Below are 16016 nucleotides of genomic sequence, written 5' to 3'. Positions count from 1 at the left end.
TACGCGATACCTTGGGGCGTATGAGGCAGAACCCTCAAACAGCAGGGCGGCTCCGGCCCGTCGATCTGGCCCGTCGGCACGGATTGTCGACGCAGGCCGTCAGGAACTACGAGGCCGCGGGGATCCTCCCGGCCGCCGGGCGCACCTCCCACGGCTACCGCACCTACGCGCCGCAGCACGCGTACGCCCTCGCGGCGTTCCTCGCGCTGGTTTCCGGGCACGGGCACGGGACCGCGGCGTCGATCATGCGGGCGGTGAACCGTGCCGATCAGGAGGAGGCGTTCCGCATCGTCGACGAGAGCCACACCCAGCTTTTGGAGGACCGGCGCACTCTGCGAGCGGTCGAGCGGGCCCTCGGCGATCTGGGGCCCGCCGTCGCGGCCGCACCCGACGACGCGGCGAGCCCCGGCAGGATGTTGGTGGGACCGCTGGCCAGGAAGCTGGGAATCCGGCCCGCCACACTGCGGAAGTGGGAGCGCGCCGGACTCGTGACCCCGAGCCGCGACCCGCGGACCGGCTACCGGGTGTACGCCGAGGCCGACGTACGGGACGCCGGACTGGCCCACCAGCTCAGGCGGGGCGGCTACCGTTTCGAGCAGATCGCACCCTTGATCGCCGAGGTCCGGGCGGCCGGCGGTCTGGAGCCGCTGGCGGCCGCCCTGCGCGACTGGCACGCCCGGCTGGCCGCGCGGGGGAGGGCGATGCTGGCCGGGGCCGCCGAGCTGGACGCCTACCTCCGCCACGCACACGACGCCCCCTGACGGAACGCCAGCGGGCCGCCGGCATGGCCCGTACGCCGGGCGGAGGCGGGGTGCCCGCCGCCCCGCCCGGTCCCGTCAGGCGGGCAGCCGCCCCAGCAGTGCCGCGAAGTCCGTGCCTGCGGGAAGCGTGCCGAAGGCGAGCCCCTGGTCCCCGGCGAGGCGGGACGCGCAGAACGCGTCGGCCACCGCCGCCGGTGCGTGGCGCACCAGCAGCGAGCCCTGGAGCACGAGAGCGGCCCGTTCGACGACCCGGCGGGCCCGGAGCTGAGCGTCCTGAGTGCGCGCCAGCTCGTCCCGCAGCTCGCGCCAGGCCCCGTCGAGGCGCGCGTCCGCCCCGGCCGCCGCATCGATCTCGGCGTGAAAGGCCTCCAGCGACGCGGGCTCCCGCGTCAACGCCCGCAGCATGTCGAGGGCGTTGACATTGCCGGAGCCCTCCCAGATGCCGTTGAGCGGGGCCTCGCGGTACAGCCGCGGCATGCCGGACGCCTCGTCGTACCCGTTGCCGCCGAGGCACTCCAACGCCTCGGCCACCGCCACGGGCTGCCGCTTGCACACCCAGTACTTGCCGATGGCCGTGGCCAGGCGCAGGAAGGCGCGTTCCCCGTCGTCGCCCCGGTGGGCGCGGTCGGCGGCCCCCGCCAGCCGCAGGGCCAGGGTCGTGGCGGCCTCGGACTCCAGGGACAGGTCCGCCAGGACATTGCGCATCAGGGGCTGGTCGATCAGCCGGGCGCCGAACACCGAGCGGTGGCGCGCGTGGTGGGCCGCCTGCGCGAGCGCGGCACGGATGCCGGCGGCGGAACCGAGCACGCAGTCGAGCCGGGTCATCGTCACCATGTCGATGATGGTGCGCACCCCCTTGCCCTCGTCACCGACGAGCCACGCCACGGTGTCGTCGAACTCTGGTTCGCTGGAAGCGTTGGAGCGGTTGCCGAGCTTGTCCTTGAGCCGCTGGATGCGGAACGTGTTCCGGCTCCCGTCCGGCAGCACGCGCGGCACCAGGAAGCACGACAGACCGCCGGGCGACTGGGCGAGCACCAGGAAGAGATCGTTCATCGGCGCGCTGGTGAACCACTTGTGCCCGCGCAGCCGCCAGGTGCCGTCGGCCTGCTCGGCGGCGGCCGTGGTGTTGGCGCGCACATCGGTGCCGCCCTGCTTCTCCGTCATCCCCATGCCGGCGAGCAGGCCGCGCTTGGCGGCGGGGACGCTCAGCCCGGGCTCGTACACACGGCTGGTCAGGAGCGGTTCGTACGTCTCGGCGAGGTCGGGGGAGCGGCGCAGCGCAGGGACGACGGCGTACGTCATCGACACCGGGCACAGGTGGCCCTGCTCCACCATCGTGGCCAGCATGAAGCCGCCGGCGCGGGCGACATGCGCCCCGGGGCGTTCGTCGGCCCAGGCAGCGCCCGCCAGCCCCGCCCGCACCGAGGCGTCCATCAGCGCGTGGTAGGCGGGGTGGAACTCGACCTCGTCGATCCGGTGGCCGAAGCGGTCGTGGGTACGCAGCTCCGGCTCGTGGCGGTTGGCCTGGTCGGCCCAGTGCTGCGCCTCCTCGCTGCCGACGTAGCGGCCGAGGCGGTGCAGCTCGTCCAGGTGCCATGCGGCGCCCTCGCGGCGTATCCCTTCGAGCAGCACCGCGTCGTCGGCGGCGTCGTGACCGGTGAGCGGAGGCGGCTGGTTCGTCACCTCGTGCGTCACGGCGGTCGGGTTGCTGCGCGGTGCGGTGGGCGTGGGCATCGGATCTCCTCCGGGAGACGGGGCGGCGGGTCGCGGCACCCGGAGTACGGGCACGAGGGGGCGCGGACCGTGTCAGGGAGCCGTGGAACAGTCAGGGGGCCGCGCCCGCACAGCGCAGGGCCACGGCGGTGAGGCGAGTGACGAGCCGGTCCGTGTCGTACGCCGCCGAGGGGCTCAGCGGGTACACGAGGACCTCGCCGACGGCGCCGGTCAGCGCTGCGGCGGTGATCTCCGCGTCCTGGTCCGGCAGCAGGCCCGCGGCGACCCCCTCGCCGATCACCGAGGCGAACAGCGCCCGGTAGCGGCGCCTGAAGTCGAGACGCTCCGCGCCGACCGCGGGTTCGGCCGGCGCCGCGAGCAGCGCGTACGCCAGACCGTGGTTCTCCAGGGCGCGGTGGGCGAACACCTCCACCCCCCGGCGCAACCGCTCGGCGGGGTCGCCGTCGCGCTCCAGCACCTCACCCAGCACGTCCACCTCGCGCTGTGCGGCGCGCCGGAAGACCTCCACGGCCAGCGCGGACTTGGACGAGAAGTGCTGGTAGACCGAGCCGGCGGCGATCCCGGCCGCGTCGGCGACAGCGGTCACGGACGCCTGCGCCCAGCCGGCCTCCGCCACGACCTCGGTGGCGGAGGCGACGAGTCGCTCCCGGGCGGCGTCGAGCCGACGGAGCTCGGCCGGTGTCTTGCGGTAGGCCATGAATGAAGTGAACCATCATTCAGAGTTTCCCGCCACGCTCGGTCGGTGAGGCAGTGCGCGACCGTGCCCGCACCGGTGCGGGTCTGCGCGGGTCAGTGCGGGGTGGGCCGGTAGGTGAGCTCCTGGATACGGCCGTCGAGCGTCCGGCTCCCGATCAGTTCGAGGTCGAAGTCGGCCGCACCCCGCAGGACCGGTTCCGTACCGGTCCGGCCGGTGATGACGGGGAAGAGCGTCACCTGGACGCGGTCGACCAGGCCGGCGGCCATCAGCGCCCGGTTCATCGACAGGCTGCCGTGCGAGCGCAACGGCACAGCGGACTCTTCCTTGAGACGGGCGACGACATCGACGGCGTCGCCGTTCGCGACGGTCGCGTCCGGCCAGTCGAGGGGCTCCTCGATCGTGGTCGACACCACTGTCGTCGGCAGGCTCCTCATCCGCGTGACCCATGCGTCGCCCACGCCGGACTCCTTCGTGCTCGGGCCCAGCAGCCGCACGAATTCCCGATAGGTGTGGGCCCCGAAGACCATCCGCTGCTCCTCGCCGTACAGCGACAGCCGGTGTTCGAGCAGCTCGGGTCCCTGCTTGCCCCAGTACCCGCCCCAGTCCCCGTCACCGTTGTAGGAGCCGAAACCGTCGAGGCTGGAGAATACGTCGAAGGTGTAGGTAGCGGTCATGATGCTCTCCTGGGCGAGTTCGGCCGATGGACATAGGTACAGACTGCGTCCGGTGGGAGAACTCATCGGGTGGAAGGCCACCGGGCCACCGCCCCTCTTCCCCCGTTCTCTTCCTCCCGCCGTTCTCTTCCCCCTGTGCAAGGAGTAGGTACGTTGTCGTCGCTGTCCGGCCCGGTCGCCGCCATGGAACGCCACCAGGTCGCCGTCTATGTGGGCGCCCTGGCCTTCGGGGCTCTGGTGGGCCGGGCCGCGCCCGGCGCGGGGCCGGGCCTGGAGCACGCGATCAACCCGGTGCTGGCCGCCCTGCTGTACGTGACATTCCTGCAAGTGCCCGCCGCCGAGCTGGTCCGCTCGGTCCGGGCGGGCCGCTTCCTGGCCGCGACGCTGGTGGTGAACTTCGTCGTGGTGCCGCTGGTGGTCGCCGCGATGTTCACCTTCCTTCCGGACGACCGGGCGGTCCGCCTCGGCGTGCTGCTGGTCCTCCTGGCCCCGTGCATCGACTATGTGATCGTCTTCAGCGGGCTCGCCGGCGGCAGCAGCGAGCGTCTGCTCGCCGCCACCCCGTTGCTGCTGCTCGCCCAGATGGCGCTGCTGCCGGTCTGTCTGTTCCTGTTCATGGGCCCGGACCTGGCCGACGTGGTGGAGGCCGGACCGTTCATCGAGGCGTTCGCCGTGCTGATCGTCATTCCGCTCACGCTGGCCTGGCTCACCCAGGCTTGGGCCGCACGCCGCCCGGCCGGGCGGCGGACCGCCGACGCGATGGGCGCGACCATGGTGCCGCTGATGGCAGCCGTCCTGCTCACCGTGGTCGCCTCCCAGGTACCGAAGCTCGGCGACGCCGGCAGCCTCGGGGACGTGGGCCGTGTCGTGCCGTTCTACGTGCTCTTCCTCGTCGTGATGGCGTTCGCCGGGCTCGGTGTCGCCCGCCTGTTCCGCCTGGAACCCCCGGACGGGCGGGCCATCGTGTTCACGGGCGCGACCCGCAACTCCCTGGTCGTCCTGCCCCTCGCCCTGGCGCTGCCGGACGCGCTCGCCGTCGCCGCCGTGGTCGTGGTCACCCAGACCCTGGTCGAGGTGATCGGCATGGTCGTCTACGTCAGAGCCGTGCCCCGGCTGCTGCCGCTGCGGAGCTGATCCGCACCGGCGCGCGACGCCCGCGCTCCGGGGCCGCCACCGATCAGCCGCCCGGCACGACCATGGCAGGTGACGAGGCGTCGCTCAGGGGGAGGCTCGGCCCGGTGGCCGAGGCGCCGGCGGGGACGGCCTGGCGTACGCCCTTCCGGCCCGCGCCAAGGGCGCCTCGGACATCTGGACCGGCGTGGAGCGAACACCCGGCGTGCGCGCCCATTGATGCCTACGGGGTCTTCTGTACGTGAGTGGTGTCGCTGCCCAGGGGGGCGCCGTCGGCGCCGGTCGGCGTGAGGTCCGGCACGGGGGTGCCGTGCCGGTCGACCAGAACGGAGTGGGGCTCATCCGGCGCGAAGGCGTGCTGCTCGCCCCATTGGCGCAGCGTGAGGATGACCGGGAACAGGGCATGGCCGGCGTCGGTGAGGGCGTACTCCTGGCGGCGGCCCGACGGTGCGGTGCGCTGGACGAGGACTCCGTGGGCGAGGAGCTTGCGGAGGCGGTCGGTGAGGATGTTGCGCGCGATGCCGGTCCGCCGCTGGAACTCGGTGAACGAGGCCGCGCCGTCCATCGCGTCACGGATGACGAGCAGACTCCATCGGTCGCCGACGAGGTCGAGGGTGCGGGCGACGGGGCAGTCGGGATCCGACCAGTGCGCGTCCGGAGTGCGCAGGGGTGCGCCTGACATGACACCTCCCAATGAGTTGCAGATTGAAACCATCATGCCGTACGGTCAAAACGGTTGCAAATTGCTACTGATTGGATGGGGGTGCGATGAACGCAGGGCATCGAGTGCTGCTGGCGGTGGTGTGCGGCGTCGCTGTGGCGAGCGTCTACGCCGCGCAGCCGGTTCTGGAGCCGATGGGACGCGACCTCGGCGTGCCGACGGAGCTCACCGGCTGGTTCGTGGCCACCGGTCAGTTCGGCTACCTGGCGGGTCTGTTGTTGCTCGTTCCGCTCGGCGATGTGGCCGACAGACGCCGCCTCATCGCCGTGCAACTGGCGGTCACCTCGGTGGGCATGATGCTCACGGCCTTGTCGTCGGCCGCGTGGCAGGCGCTCGCGGGGCTCGCGACGGCCGGGGTGTTCGCGGTCGTGGTGCAGATCGCGGTGGCCTACGCGGCGTCAGCCTCTCCTCCCGCCGAACGTGGACGGAACATCGGGGTGGTGACCTCGGGCGTCGTGGTCGGCATTCTGGGTGCGCGGGTCGCTACCGGCGCGCTCGCCGACATGTGGGGCTGGCGCAGCGTCTACGTCGTGCTCGCGGTGCTCTCCCTCGGGCTCGCAGCCCTGGTACCGGCCGTACTGTCCCCGGACCCGCGTGTGACGTCCCTCGCGAAGTACCGCGAGGCCGCCGGCTCGCTCGGGCGGCTGCGGGGCCGGCGCACCTTCCTGACGCGCGGCCTCATCGCGTTCTTCCTGTTCGCCTCGTTCGGAACCCTGTGGAGCGGGCTGTCCACGCCGCTGGCGGGCGGACCCTGGCAGCTGAGCGAGACGCACATCGGGCTGCTGGGCCTCGCGGGCCTGGCCGGCGCACTCGGCGCGGCGCGCGCCGGACGGTGGGCGGACGCCGGGCGTGCGACCCCGGTCAGCGGCCTCGCGCTCGCCCTCCTGATCCTCTCGTGGGTGGCGATTGCCCAGCTCCCGTGGTCCCTGTGGCTGCTGATCATCGGAATCGTCGCCCTCGACTTCGCGGTCCAGGCCGTGCATGTGAGCAACCAGCACGCGCTCACGCTCAGGTATCCGGATCGCTTGAGCAGTGTCATCGGCGGCTACATGGTCTTCTATTCACTCGGCTCCGCCCTCGGCGCGGCGGCGACCACGGCGACCTTCACGGCCTACGGCTGGACAGGCTCCAGCCTCCTGGGGTCCGGATTCGCGGCCTGCGCGCTGGTGGTCTGGCTGGTCGTCAAGGCGGGCTCCCGGAGCGACACCGCGGGCGCGGTCCCGGTTCCCGATGGGCGGGCACCGCACTCAGTTGTCGGAACACCGGCGGAGTGACGCCTCGTTGCGTCGGTGTTCCACAACTCGGTCTTCTCCGTCTTCTCGGTCTTCGCGCAGCGCGCAGGAGGCAACCGGTGGCCTTCCGCTGCACCGGCGGCTCCGCCCACCGTCCGCCCGTCCGCCCGCAGAAGCCGGCGGACCGTGTTCACGCCTGGTGCTCCTTGCCGATCGGCCAGACGGTGATCCTCGGTCAGCGGCGGCCGGCGGTAAGGACGACGAGGAACTGGCCGCCGCCCGACTCGATGCCGGCGGTCACCGGCAGCCCCGGTACCAGTCGGGGAAATCGGTCCACCAGCCAATCCGCCGCTTCTTGGGCGTCCTGCCTGGTCGGACAGCGGCCCACCATCTCGCGGCCCCCCTTGCGCTCCAGACGGGCGGCCACAGCGATCAGCGGCGCGGGTTCGACCACGTAGAGACGGTCCGGCCAGGCGATGGACACCTTGACCGCGCCCTTGCGGGAGTTGCACCCGCGGTGGGCGAGTCGCTCGGCGACCTTGGCCTTCCGATCAGCGGTCCTGCTGTCGACACTGGGGCCCTGCTGGTCGTTCACCGACTTGTCGGGGTCGACCGGCTCGTCGCACACCCAGCACAGCCAGCCATCGCGCTCGGCAACATCATGGAGAAGGCTCATCCGAGCAAACTAGCCCCTCTGGCCGCCACCCCGTGCACCAGGGCCACGGCGGAGTCCCGGGCGGCGGCCACGGCCGGAGCCCATCGCCCCCGTTGCGACCCGGGCCCGATCCGACGTCGCACGTGTGGGCGAGACGTCTCGACTCGGTGAAAGGCCGCCGCCCGGCCGGGCTCAGCCGATCTTCTTGATCACCCGGGCGGGCACTCCCGCGACCACGGCCCCGGCGGGAACATCACGCGTGACCACCGCACCCGCGGCGACCACCGCACCGGCACCGATGGTCACCCCTTGCGTGATCACGGCAGCTGTCCCGATCCAGACGTCGTCCTCGATGACGATCGGGGCGAAGGAGAGGTACTCGCGGCGTTCGGCCAGGGGCAGTGGATGGCCTCCGGTGATGAGGCTGACCTGCGGGGCGATCATGACACCGTTCCCGACACGGATGCCGCCCTTGTCCATGAAAGTGCATCCCTGGTTGACGAAGACGTTCTCCCCGAACGTCGTGTTCAGCCCGCACTCGGTAAAGAACGGCGGGTAGATCACCACCGACTCCGGCAGCGGGCCGCCGAACACAACCGAAAGTAGTTCCGTCCGACCTGCGCTGTCGCTGAACGGAAGCACGTTCAGTCGGGACGTCGCATCAGTGACTTCCACGATCCGCTCCGCGTGACGCGCGAACTCAGGCGTCCGGACATACATGACCTGCTCTGTGCGTGTGGACATGTGCTGATCCCACCACCGCGCACAACACACAAGCAAACAACCCCGCACCCCGCGAGATACAACCAATGATTGTGGAAGCAGAGCGGACGCGGGAGGTCAGCGATGCGGAGGCCTGTGGCCGCCGGAACGGGTGGACGGCTGACCGGGCGACCGCATCGCCAGCCCCTGGATGCCTGACCCAGCGATAGTCGGCGAGGCCGTCCGCCAGCTCCTCCTCGTCACCGTCGCGCTGTGCGTAGAGGGCCTGTTGGAGGGCGAAGGTGCCGCGGATCGCGGTGATCCGCCCCGCGGTCGAAGCGTCGTTCCAGCCGCCCAGGGCCAGCACCCGGTCCAGCAGCTCCTCCCCATAGCTGGCTCCGACGGCTGCCAGGTCCTCGGCGGGGTCGCCCAAGGTGACCTCGTCCCAGTCGATGACACCGCTGAGGCGCGGCACACCGTCCGAGAGCTCCCACAGGACGTTCTCACCGCCGAGGTCGCCGTGGACCACTGCGGACGTACGAGGGAGGAGGCCGTCGAGTGCGGCGAGTTCGCGCGCGGCACGCTCCCGGCCGCCGTCGGACATCAGCGGGAACAGTTCGGCGCGCACTCCCGCCGCGAACTCCTGCCACTGACGCTCGGGGGCCGCCGAAAGCACGGCGCGCGCCCTCTCGTCGCTGCCCGCGGCGATGAGCCCGGAGAGGAGTCCGGCGTACTGCCCGGCCACCGCCTCGGCGACTTCGGGGCCTGCGAGCGAGGCATCGTCCAAGGGCGCCCCGGGGATCCGGCTCAGCACGAGGTAGGAAGGTTCGTCCGTGCCCGGGCCGCCGCCCTGAGCGAGCGGGCGCGGGGTGCGGAAGCCGAGGTCGAGCCCGGCGAGGGCGCGCAGGGCGGCTGCCCGCGCGGGCAGCCGCCCCGCGGCGGCTTCGGTGCGGGCGAAGCACACCACGTGCTCCGAGCCGACGACGACGTGGTGGAACTGTCCGTGATGCGTGGTGAGTTCTCCCTGCTGGTCATCGGGCAGCAGGCGGATCACGAGGTCGCGGTGCGTCTCCATGATTTCCATGGTGAAGGAACTCTCCACTTCTCAGGTGGCGCGGGGCGCGGAGTGCTGGACCTGCCCGCACGAGCGCGAGCGGCGCGGGGGTGAGGCGGTGCCCCGGGTGAGGGATCACTCCAACGGCGACGACTCCAGACCGTGGCCGTTCCGGGGCCGGACGACCCGTTTCCGTTGTCGGAGGTTAGGGCCTCAGGCCAGGCGACCGCCCTCGGCTCGGCCGATCGGCTGCCGGATGTCAGCTTGTCGAGGTGGCGGATTCACAGCAGAACTGGTAGAGAACTCAGCCCGCGAATGAGCCGGGTCTGCCGCCAACCCAACTGGTCTGCCGGTACGGCGAGCCGGATGTCGGGGAAGCGGGTCAGGATCGTGTGGAGGGCGATGTGCGCTTCGGCTCTCGCGAGTGGTGCGCCGACGCAGCGGTGGATGCCGTGGCCGAAGCTGAGATGACCGGTCGCCTCCCGGTCCAGGTCGAGCTGGTCCGGTGCGGTGAAGCGCTCCGGATCGCGGTTGGCCGCGCCGAGGGCGACGAGTACGGGGGCGCCTGCGGGGATCTCGGTCCCGCCGAGGGAGATGGCTTCCGTGGTGAACCGGAAGGTGGAGGTGGTGACCGGCGTGTCGAAGCGGAGCAACTCGTCCAGTGCCTGCGGGATGGTTTCCGGGTTCCTGCGCAGACGTTCCAGCTCGGCCGGGTGCCGTAGCAGCGCCAGGACCGCGTTGCCGAGGAAGTTCGTGGTCGTCTCATGGCCGGCGACGAGGAGGAGCACGGCCAGGGAGACCAGCTCCTCCTCGTTCAGACGGTCCCCGCCGTCGCGAGCGGCGATGAGACGATCGAGGAGCGAGTCGCCCGGGTGGAGACGCTTCGACGCGATGAGGCCGGTCATATATGCGGCGACGGCGTACGAGGCGGCGTCGGTGCGGCCGGGCTCCCCGGCAGCGAACAGGTCGGCGGACCAGCGCTGAACCTGCGGCCGGTCGGTCTCCGGCACGCCGAGCAGTTCGCAGATCACCATGACCGGAAGGGGGACGGCCAGTGCGGCCACGAGGTCGACCGCCCCGCGGGCCGGCAGGCGGTCCAGCAGTTCGTCGGTCAGCCGGATGATGGAGGGGCGGAGGCCGGCGACCGAGCCGCTCGTGAAAGCGCCGGTGATCAGCTTGCGGAGCCTCGTGTGCTGGGGCGGGTCGCTGGCGAGCATGTTGTGCGCGACGGCGGGATGCAGGCGGCGCTTGGTGCCTTTGCCGGCGAAGAAGGCGGCGGTGTCCTTGGAAAGCCGCACGTCGCTGAGAGCGTGCCGGGCCTCCGCGTATCCGGTGACCAGGTAGCTGTCACGTCCGTGGGATCCGGATGCCACAGCCTGCACGGGGCATGCGGACCGCATGGCCGCGTACCCGGGATAGGGATCGGAGGCAGACCGTCGGTCCGCCGAGGCGTCGTTCATGGTGTCAGGATCCAACCGGGTAATGCCCCGTGCCCTCGGAGAGCACGACACCGCGCCGGTCAGATGTCCCGGGACTTGTCATCGACTGATCGGTCATTCTCACATGATCGGCTGACGCGACGCACCCGCATAGCCGTTTACCCTCTACTGGGCGTCGTCGGCCTCGGCTCGTCGTGCCGGGGCAGCCACCGGCGCGGGGCTGTGCTTCGGAGTCCGCGGGACCACGGCAGAGTGTGGGCATGGACGTAATCGACCTGGCCCGTGCCCTTGTTCTGGAGCGCCACCCCCACGCCCGCGCCGCGTTCCTCGGCGGCAGTGTCCTCACGAGTCGGCGCACCGCCCGGTCCGACCTGGACGTCGTCGTGCTGCTCGATGGCCCGCCCGCCCCGTACCGCGAGAGCCTGCGGTACGGGGACTGGCCGGTGGAGCTGTTCGTGCACACCGAGGACTCCTGGCACAGCTTCGTGACCCCGGAGATCGTGCGACGGAACTCGCCCCTGTTGTCTATGTGCGCCGAGGGGGCACTGCTGCTCGACGCCGACGGGACAGGAGAACGGATCGCGGATACGGCGAAACGCCTCGCGGACGCAGGCCCGCCCCCGGTCACCGATACGGCCCTCGAGGACGCCCGGTACGCCCTGACGGACCTGCTCGACGACTTCGCCGCCTGTACGGACGCGGGGGAGCGGCTGTTCGTCGTGGCCGAACTCGTCCGGCGGAGCGGCGAACTGGCACTGCTGACCCACGGCACGTGGGCCGGCGGCGGCAAGTGGCTGGCCCGACGCCTCGAACCCGTCGCGCCGGACTTGGCCGCGCGCCTTGACGAGACGGCGCAAGCCGCGCTGCGCGGCGCACCGGCGGGCCTCATCTCGCTGGTCACGGAGGTCCTCGACGCGGCGGGCGGCCCGGTCTGGGAGGGATACCGCCGCAGCGGACCGCGTAGGACGCCCTGAACGCGTCGCGCCCAAGGAGCTCGTGCACGGTTGGCCGGGCCCGCGGCCGGAGCGGCAAGCGCAAAAGACCGCGGGGCCGACAGGGCGCCGAGACGCCGTTCCGCGCACCGCTTTCCGGCAGCCCCCGGGCCCGGGGGCCGGTTTCCCCGCAGCTCTCCCGCACCCGTCCGGGGGCACAGGGACAATGCATGCATGGGTACACAGGGAGAGTTGGGCGACTTCTTACGCTCGCGGCGGGCTCGGATACGTCCCGAGGACGTCGGTTTCGCCTCGGGTTCTGGCAGACGCCGCGTCCCGGGCCTGCGGCGGGAGGAGCTGGCGCATCTGGCAGGCGTGAGCGTCGACTACTACGTTCGGCTCGAACAGGGCCGCAACCACGGGGCCTCCGACGCCGTCCTCGGAGCCGTCGCCGTCGCGCTCAGGCTGGACCGGGACGAGCACGACCACCTCGTACGGCTGGCGCGCCGGCAGCGGAACGCAGTCGCTCGTGCCGGGTCAGCAGCGGACCGTACGGCTTCGCCCTCCCCGGCCCTCGCGTCGGACGGTGGTGAGACCGCACGAGCCGGGGTGCAACACCTGCTGGACTGGATCGCCGCCCCCGCCCTCGCCATGGGGCACCGGATGGACGTCGTCGCCTGGAACCGTCCCGCCTGCGCCCTCATCACCGACTTCGCCCGGCTCCCGCCGCGGTCCCGGAACATGTGCCGCCTCCACCTCGTCGACGAAAGCATCGGATGCCGCTACCCGGAGCGCGACACGATCGCCCGGGAAGCCGTCGGCACGCTACGGATCGCCGCGAGCCGCTTCCCCGAGGATCCCCTCCTCGCGGAACTGATCGACGAACTGAACGCGGCGAGCCCGGAGTTCCGACGCCATTGGGCGGCGCACGCGGTCCGGACGAAGGCGTACGGCGTCAAACGCATCGATCACCCGGAGCTCGGCCCGCTCGCGCTCGGGTACGAGATCACCACCTTCCCCCAGGACCCGGAGCTCAGTCTGCTGGTCTACACCGCGCCGCCGGACACTCCGGAGGCGAAGGCACTGCACGCGCTCGCCGAGCGGTGACCCCGACGGATCCGGCAGATGCTTCGGCGTGCCGGGCGACGGTAGGTGCGGCGTACCCAGGTATGGCGTACCCGGGTACGGCGCGGCCGGGGAACAGCGCGACCGGGGGACAGCGCGATCTGAGGGACGGCACAGCAGCGGGAGGACCGGGCGCCCCGGCTGACGATGGCTCTGCAGCACGGGAACAGCGGAGCACCGACGGCCGTCGGTGCTCCGACGCCATCGAGAGGGGCTCCACACCTCATGCGCCTGCTCGTATCCGCCGCCGTCGCGGCGCTCGCAGCCACCTCGCTCGCCCTCGCCCCCGGCGAGGCCGCTCCGCCCGACCGGTACGTGGTGCCGGGCGACCGGGCCTTCCCCACCGGTCTCGCCGTGGACTCGGCGTCCGGCCACTTCTACGTCGGCAGCGCCGAGGGCGGCACGCTCTACCGCGGCCACCTGTCGGAGCCGGCGGTCGAGGTCTGGTCGCCCGCGGGTCAGGACGGACGCACCTTCACCTCGGGAATGAACATCGACTCCACGGGCCGTCTCTTCGCCGGGGGCGGCGAGACCGCCACCCTGCGGATCTACGACACGAAGAGCAAGGTCCTGCTCGCCCGGCTGAAGGGCAGGGCGGGCGGTTTCGTCAACGACATCGCCCTCGACGCCGACGGCACGGCCTACGTCACCGACTCGTTCAAGCCTCAGATCTACCGCGTGACGCAAGCACCGGGCGGGCGCTGGACGATGCGCCCCTGGCTCGACGTCGAGGCGGCGGGCGTCGACTGGATCCATGGGCAGCACAACCTCAACGGCATCGTCTCCGCGGGTAGCCGGCTGCTCGCCGTCCAGAGCAACACCGGGCAGCTCTGGCGGATCGATCCGGCGACCCGGGAGATCGCCGAGGTGGATCTCGGCGGCGGGAGCCTCCCGGGCGGCGACGGCCTCGCATGGCGCGACGGCCACCTGTACGTGTCGCAGGGCGGCCTCTTCGAGGGGCCCGGGGCACAGTCCCGCGTCGCTGTCGTCGAGATGAGCCAGGACCTGGCACGGGGGCGCGTGGTGGACGGGCTCGCGCCGCCGGAAGGGCTGCTGCACCCGAGCGCGGTGGCCCTCACCGGCAGGGCGGCCGACGGAACGGCCGCAGCCGGTCGGGTGCTGGTGGTGAACAGCCAGTTCAACCGCTGGTCCGCCGGGCTGCCGCCGACGTCGCTCCCCTTCACCGTCTCCTCGATGCTCCTTCCCGCCCGGTCCCCGGACGGGGCCGCCCGCTCCTCCCGCTGAGCCGTTCTCCGCACGCGTGCACGACCTGGGCGGTGCGGGGCGGCTCGGGAGCCGCCCCAAGGCCCTGAGCGTTGCGGGGCGCATCCGGATTCCGATGCGCCCCGCAACGCCACCTCATGGCCGCTGTTGTGCGCGGGCACGGCCGTGGTGGACGTCTCGGGCGCGTGTGTCGAAGCGGACCGTTGATGCCGCTGATCGATCTCGCATGCAGCTGCCGGCAGGAGCTGGTTCCCTGATCGCTGCCATGAGCTCGTGGCCTCCGGGTGCCGAAGAGCAACGTTCTCAGAGCGTCGGCCAGACCTGGGTCAGCGATGACGCGGTGAGGACGTGGTCCGGACGCCCCTGCCCGACGAGGCGGCCGTCCCGGAGGAGGAGGCAGGCGTCCGCCGCGCGCGCCACCTCGAGATCGTGCGTGGCCTGGACGATCGTCACCCCGTCGGCCACCAGTGCCGTCAGCAGCGCGCCGATCCGCTCCCTTGCCTCCGGATCCAGGCCGGTGGTCGGCTCGTCGAGGAGTAGCAGGTCCGACTCCTGCGCCAGGCCCTGCGCGATGAGCGTGCGTTGACGCTGTCCGCCGGACAGCTCGCCCAGCTGGCGTGAGGCGAGGTCGCCGATGCCGAGCCGGTCGAGCACCGCGTCCACGGTCGCGTGGTCACGTGCGGTCAGCCGCCGCCACGGACCGCGCTCGCCCCAGCGCCCCATTTCCACGGTCTGGCGAACGGTGAGGGGAAGAGTGTCGCCGACCGCTCCGCGCTGCGGCACGAAGGCCGGCGGCCGGTCGCCGGTGCGGAGGAGGTCGCCGGATGTCGGCTTGATCACACCGGCGAGTACGGCGAGCAGGGTCGACTTGCCGCTGCCGTTCGGGCCGACGAGCACCGTGGTGGTCAACTCGTTTATCTCACCGCTGACTTGATGGAGTACTGGCCGTCCCGGATAGCCGGCGCACAACCCCGAAAAGCGGAGGGGGGTGGTCCGGTCGAGGGTCGGGGCGGATGAGGGGCGCTGTGTATTGAACATGATTTTCATTGTAGTGTCCGGGCCATGGAATGGTTGACGGTCCCGTTCGAGGTGGCCTTTGTGCAGCGAGCCCTGTGGGGCGGGATGCTGGTATCCGCTATCTGCGCCCTGGCGGGCACCTGGGTAGTACTGAGGGGGATGGCCTTCCTCGGTGACGCCATGTCCCACGGGCTGCTGCCGGGGGTCGCGGTCGCCGCGCTCCTCGGGGGCAATCTGATGGTGGGCGCGGTGGTCAGCGCCGTCGTCATGACGGCAGGCGTCACCGCCCTGGGCCGTACACCGAGACTGTCGCAGGACACCGGCATCGGGCTGCTGTTCGTGGGCATGCTCTCGCTCGGCGTGATCATCGTGTCCCGCTCGCAGTCCTTCGCGGTCGACCTGACCGGATTCCTCTTCGGGGACGTCCTCGCGGTCAGGCAGCAGGATCTCCTCGTGCTCGCCGCGGCCTTGCTCGCGGCGCTGGCCGTGTCGGTCCTCGGCCACCGTGCCTTCCTGGCCCTGGCGTTCGACGCGCGCAAGGCCCACACCCTGGGGCTGCGGCCGCGCCTGGCCCACGCCGTGCTCCTCGGCCTGCTCGGTCTGGCGATCGTCGCCTCGTTCCACATCGTGGGAACGCTGCTCGTCCTCGGACTGCTCATCGCACCGCCGGCGGCCGCTCTGCCCTGGGCTCGCTCCGTGCGCGGGGTCATGGTGCTCGCCGCCCTGGTCGGCACCTCGGCCACGTTCGGCGGCCTGCTGCTGTCCTGGCATCTGAGTACCGCGGCCGGCGCGACTGTCGCGGCCCTGGCGGTGAGCCTGTTCTTCCTCTCCCACGTGCTGTCCGGGGTGCGCGACCGCCGTACGAGCCAGGTCCGCTCCCCGGCGGCACCCCTCATCGAAGCCAACTGAAAGAAGTCA

General features: G+C 71.7%; 15 protein-coding genes and 1 pseudogene. 7 read left to right on the top strand and 9 right to left on the bottom strand.

Features of this window, described 5'->3' with window-relative positions:
• Positions 1 to 20: 20 nt before the first annotated feature.
• On the top strand, positions 21 to 761 hold the full coding sequence (locus N7925_RS01260) for a TioE family transcriptional regulator (RefSeq protein WP_265597626.1): 741 nt from the start codon (positions 21 to 23) through the stop codon (positions 759 to 761).
• 75 nt (positions 762 to 836) lie between these two features.
• Here N7925_RS01260 and N7925_RS01255 read toward each other — a convergent pair whose 3' ends face one another.
• From N7925_RS01255 to N7925_RS01245, 3 genes are all read right to left on the bottom strand, one after another.
• Positions 837 to 2495, bottom strand: coding sequence for an acyl-CoA dehydrogenase family protein (locus N7925_RS01255; protein WP_274342736.1), 1659 nt, complete (start codon positions 2493 to 2495; stop codon positions 837 to 839).
• Between the two features lie 91 nt (positions 2496 to 2586).
• Entirely contained in the window at positions 2587 to 3192 is a 606-nt protein-coding gene (locus N7925_RS01250; protein ID WP_274342735.1) for a TetR/AcrR family transcriptional regulator, read from the bottom strand.
• 92 nt (positions 3193 to 3284) lie between these two features.
• The gene (locus N7925_RS01245; RefSeq protein ID WP_265597623.1) at positions 3285 to 3866 is read right to left on the bottom strand and encodes a dihydrofolate reductase family protein; all 582 of its coding nucleotides are present in this window, start codon (positions 3864 to 3866) and stop codon (positions 3285 to 3287) included.
• A 183-nt stretch (positions 3867 to 4049) separates the two neighbouring features.
• Between N7925_RS01245 and N7925_RS01240 the strand changes: the two genes are divergently transcribed.
• A complete protein-coding gene (locus N7925_RS01240; RefSeq protein WP_265603713.1) occupies positions 4050 to 5000 on the top strand; it encodes an arsenic resistance protein in 951 nt (316 codons plus the stop codon).
• 220 nt (positions 5001 to 5220) lie between these two features.
• Here the strand turns inward: N7925_RS01240 and N7925_RS01235 are convergent, their stop codons facing one another.
• Complete coding sequence (locus N7925_RS01235) at positions 5221 to 5679, bottom strand: winged helix-turn-helix transcriptional regulator (RefSeq protein ID WP_265597622.1); 459 nt, start codon at positions 5677 to 5679, stop codon at positions 5221 to 5223.
• Between the two features lie 86 nt (positions 5680 to 5765).
• Between N7925_RS01235 and N7925_RS01230 the strand changes: the two genes are divergently transcribed.
• On the top strand, positions 5766 to 6992 hold the full coding sequence (locus N7925_RS01230) for an MFS transporter (RefSeq protein WP_274342734.1): 1227 nt from the start codon (positions 5766 to 5768) through the stop codon (positions 6990 to 6992).
• 193 nt (positions 6993 to 7185) lie between these two features.
• Here N7925_RS01230 and N7925_RS01225 read toward each other — a convergent pair whose 3' ends face one another.
• The 4 genes and pseudogenes from N7925_RS01225 to N7925_RS01210 all read right to left on the bottom strand — a co-directional run bounded on the left by N7925_RS01225 (position 7186) and on the right by N7925_RS01210 (position 10821).
• Entirely contained in the window at positions 7186 to 7626 is a 441-nt protein-coding gene (locus N7925_RS01225) for a hypothetical protein (RefSeq protein ID WP_274342733.1), read from the bottom strand.
• Between the two features lie 171 nt (positions 7627 to 7797).
• Positions 7798 to 8325 carry a DapH/DapD/GlmU-related protein gene (locus tag N7925_RS01220; protein WP_274346378.1) on the bottom strand — a complete coding sequence of 176 codons (528 nt, stop codon included), beginning with the start codon at positions 8323 to 8325 and terminating at the stop codon, positions 7798 to 7800.
• A 205-nt stretch (positions 8326 to 8530) separates the two neighbouring features.
• Positions 8531 to 9409, bottom strand: a pseudogene (gene vph / locus N7925_RS01215) (viomycin phosphotransferase); the annotation flags it as partial.
• 233 nt (positions 9410 to 9642) lie between these two features.
• Positions 9643 to 10821 carry a cytochrome P450 family protein gene (locus N7925_RS01210; RefSeq protein WP_274342732.1) on the bottom strand — a complete coding sequence of 393 codons (1179 nt, stop codon included), beginning with the start codon at positions 10819 to 10821 and terminating at the stop codon, positions 9643 to 9645.
• Positions 10822 to 11060: 239 nt separating this feature from the next.
• Between N7925_RS01210 and N7925_RS01205 the strand changes: the two genes are divergently transcribed.
• From N7925_RS01205 to N7925_RS01195, 3 genes are all read left to right on the top strand, one after another.
• Positions 11061 to 11774 carry a nucleotidyltransferase domain-containing protein gene (locus N7925_RS01205; RefSeq protein ID WP_265597617.1) on the top strand — a complete coding sequence of 238 codons (714 nt, stop codon included), beginning with the start codon at positions 11061 to 11063 and terminating at the stop codon, positions 11772 to 11774.
• A gap of 192 nt (positions 11775 to 11966) precedes the next feature.
• Positions 11967 to 12839: a helix-turn-helix transcriptional regulator gene (locus N7925_RS01200; RefSeq protein WP_265597616.1), complete on the top strand. Its 873-nt coding sequence runs from the start codon at positions 11967 to 11969 to the stop codon at positions 12837 to 12839.
• A 243-nt stretch (positions 12840 to 13082) separates the two neighbouring features.
• Positions 13083 to 14102, top strand: a complete 1020-nt coding sequence (locus N7925_RS01195) for a hypothetical protein (RefSeq protein ID WP_274342731.1) — start codon at positions 13083 to 13085, stop codon at positions 14100 to 14102.
• Between the two features lie 282 nt (positions 14103 to 14384).
• On the opposite strand, the gene aztA is transcribed toward N7925_RS01195, so the two are convergent.
• The gene (aztA, locus tag N7925_RS01190) at positions 14385 to 15128 is read right to left on the bottom strand and encodes a zinc ABC transporter ATP-binding protein AztA (protein WP_265597614.1); all 744 of its coding nucleotides are present in this window, start codon (positions 15126 to 15128) and stop codon (positions 14385 to 14387) included.
• 15 nt (positions 15129 to 15143) lie between these two features.
• Here aztA and aztB point away from each other — a divergent pair, with 15 nt between their 5' ends.
• A complete protein-coding gene (gene aztB / locus N7925_RS01185) occupies positions 15144 to 16007 on the top strand; it encodes a zinc ABC transporter permease AztB (RefSeq protein ID WP_265597613.1) in 864 nt (287 codons plus the stop codon).
• Positions 16008 to 16016 lie beyond the last annotated feature (9 nt).

The sequence above is a fragment of the Streptomyces sp. CA-278952 genome (genome assembly GCF_028747205.1).
Lineage (GTDB): Bacteria > Actinomycetota > Actinomycetes > Streptomycetales > Streptomycetaceae > Streptomyces.
This window is presented reverse-complemented; position numbering and strand designations above follow the sequence as displayed.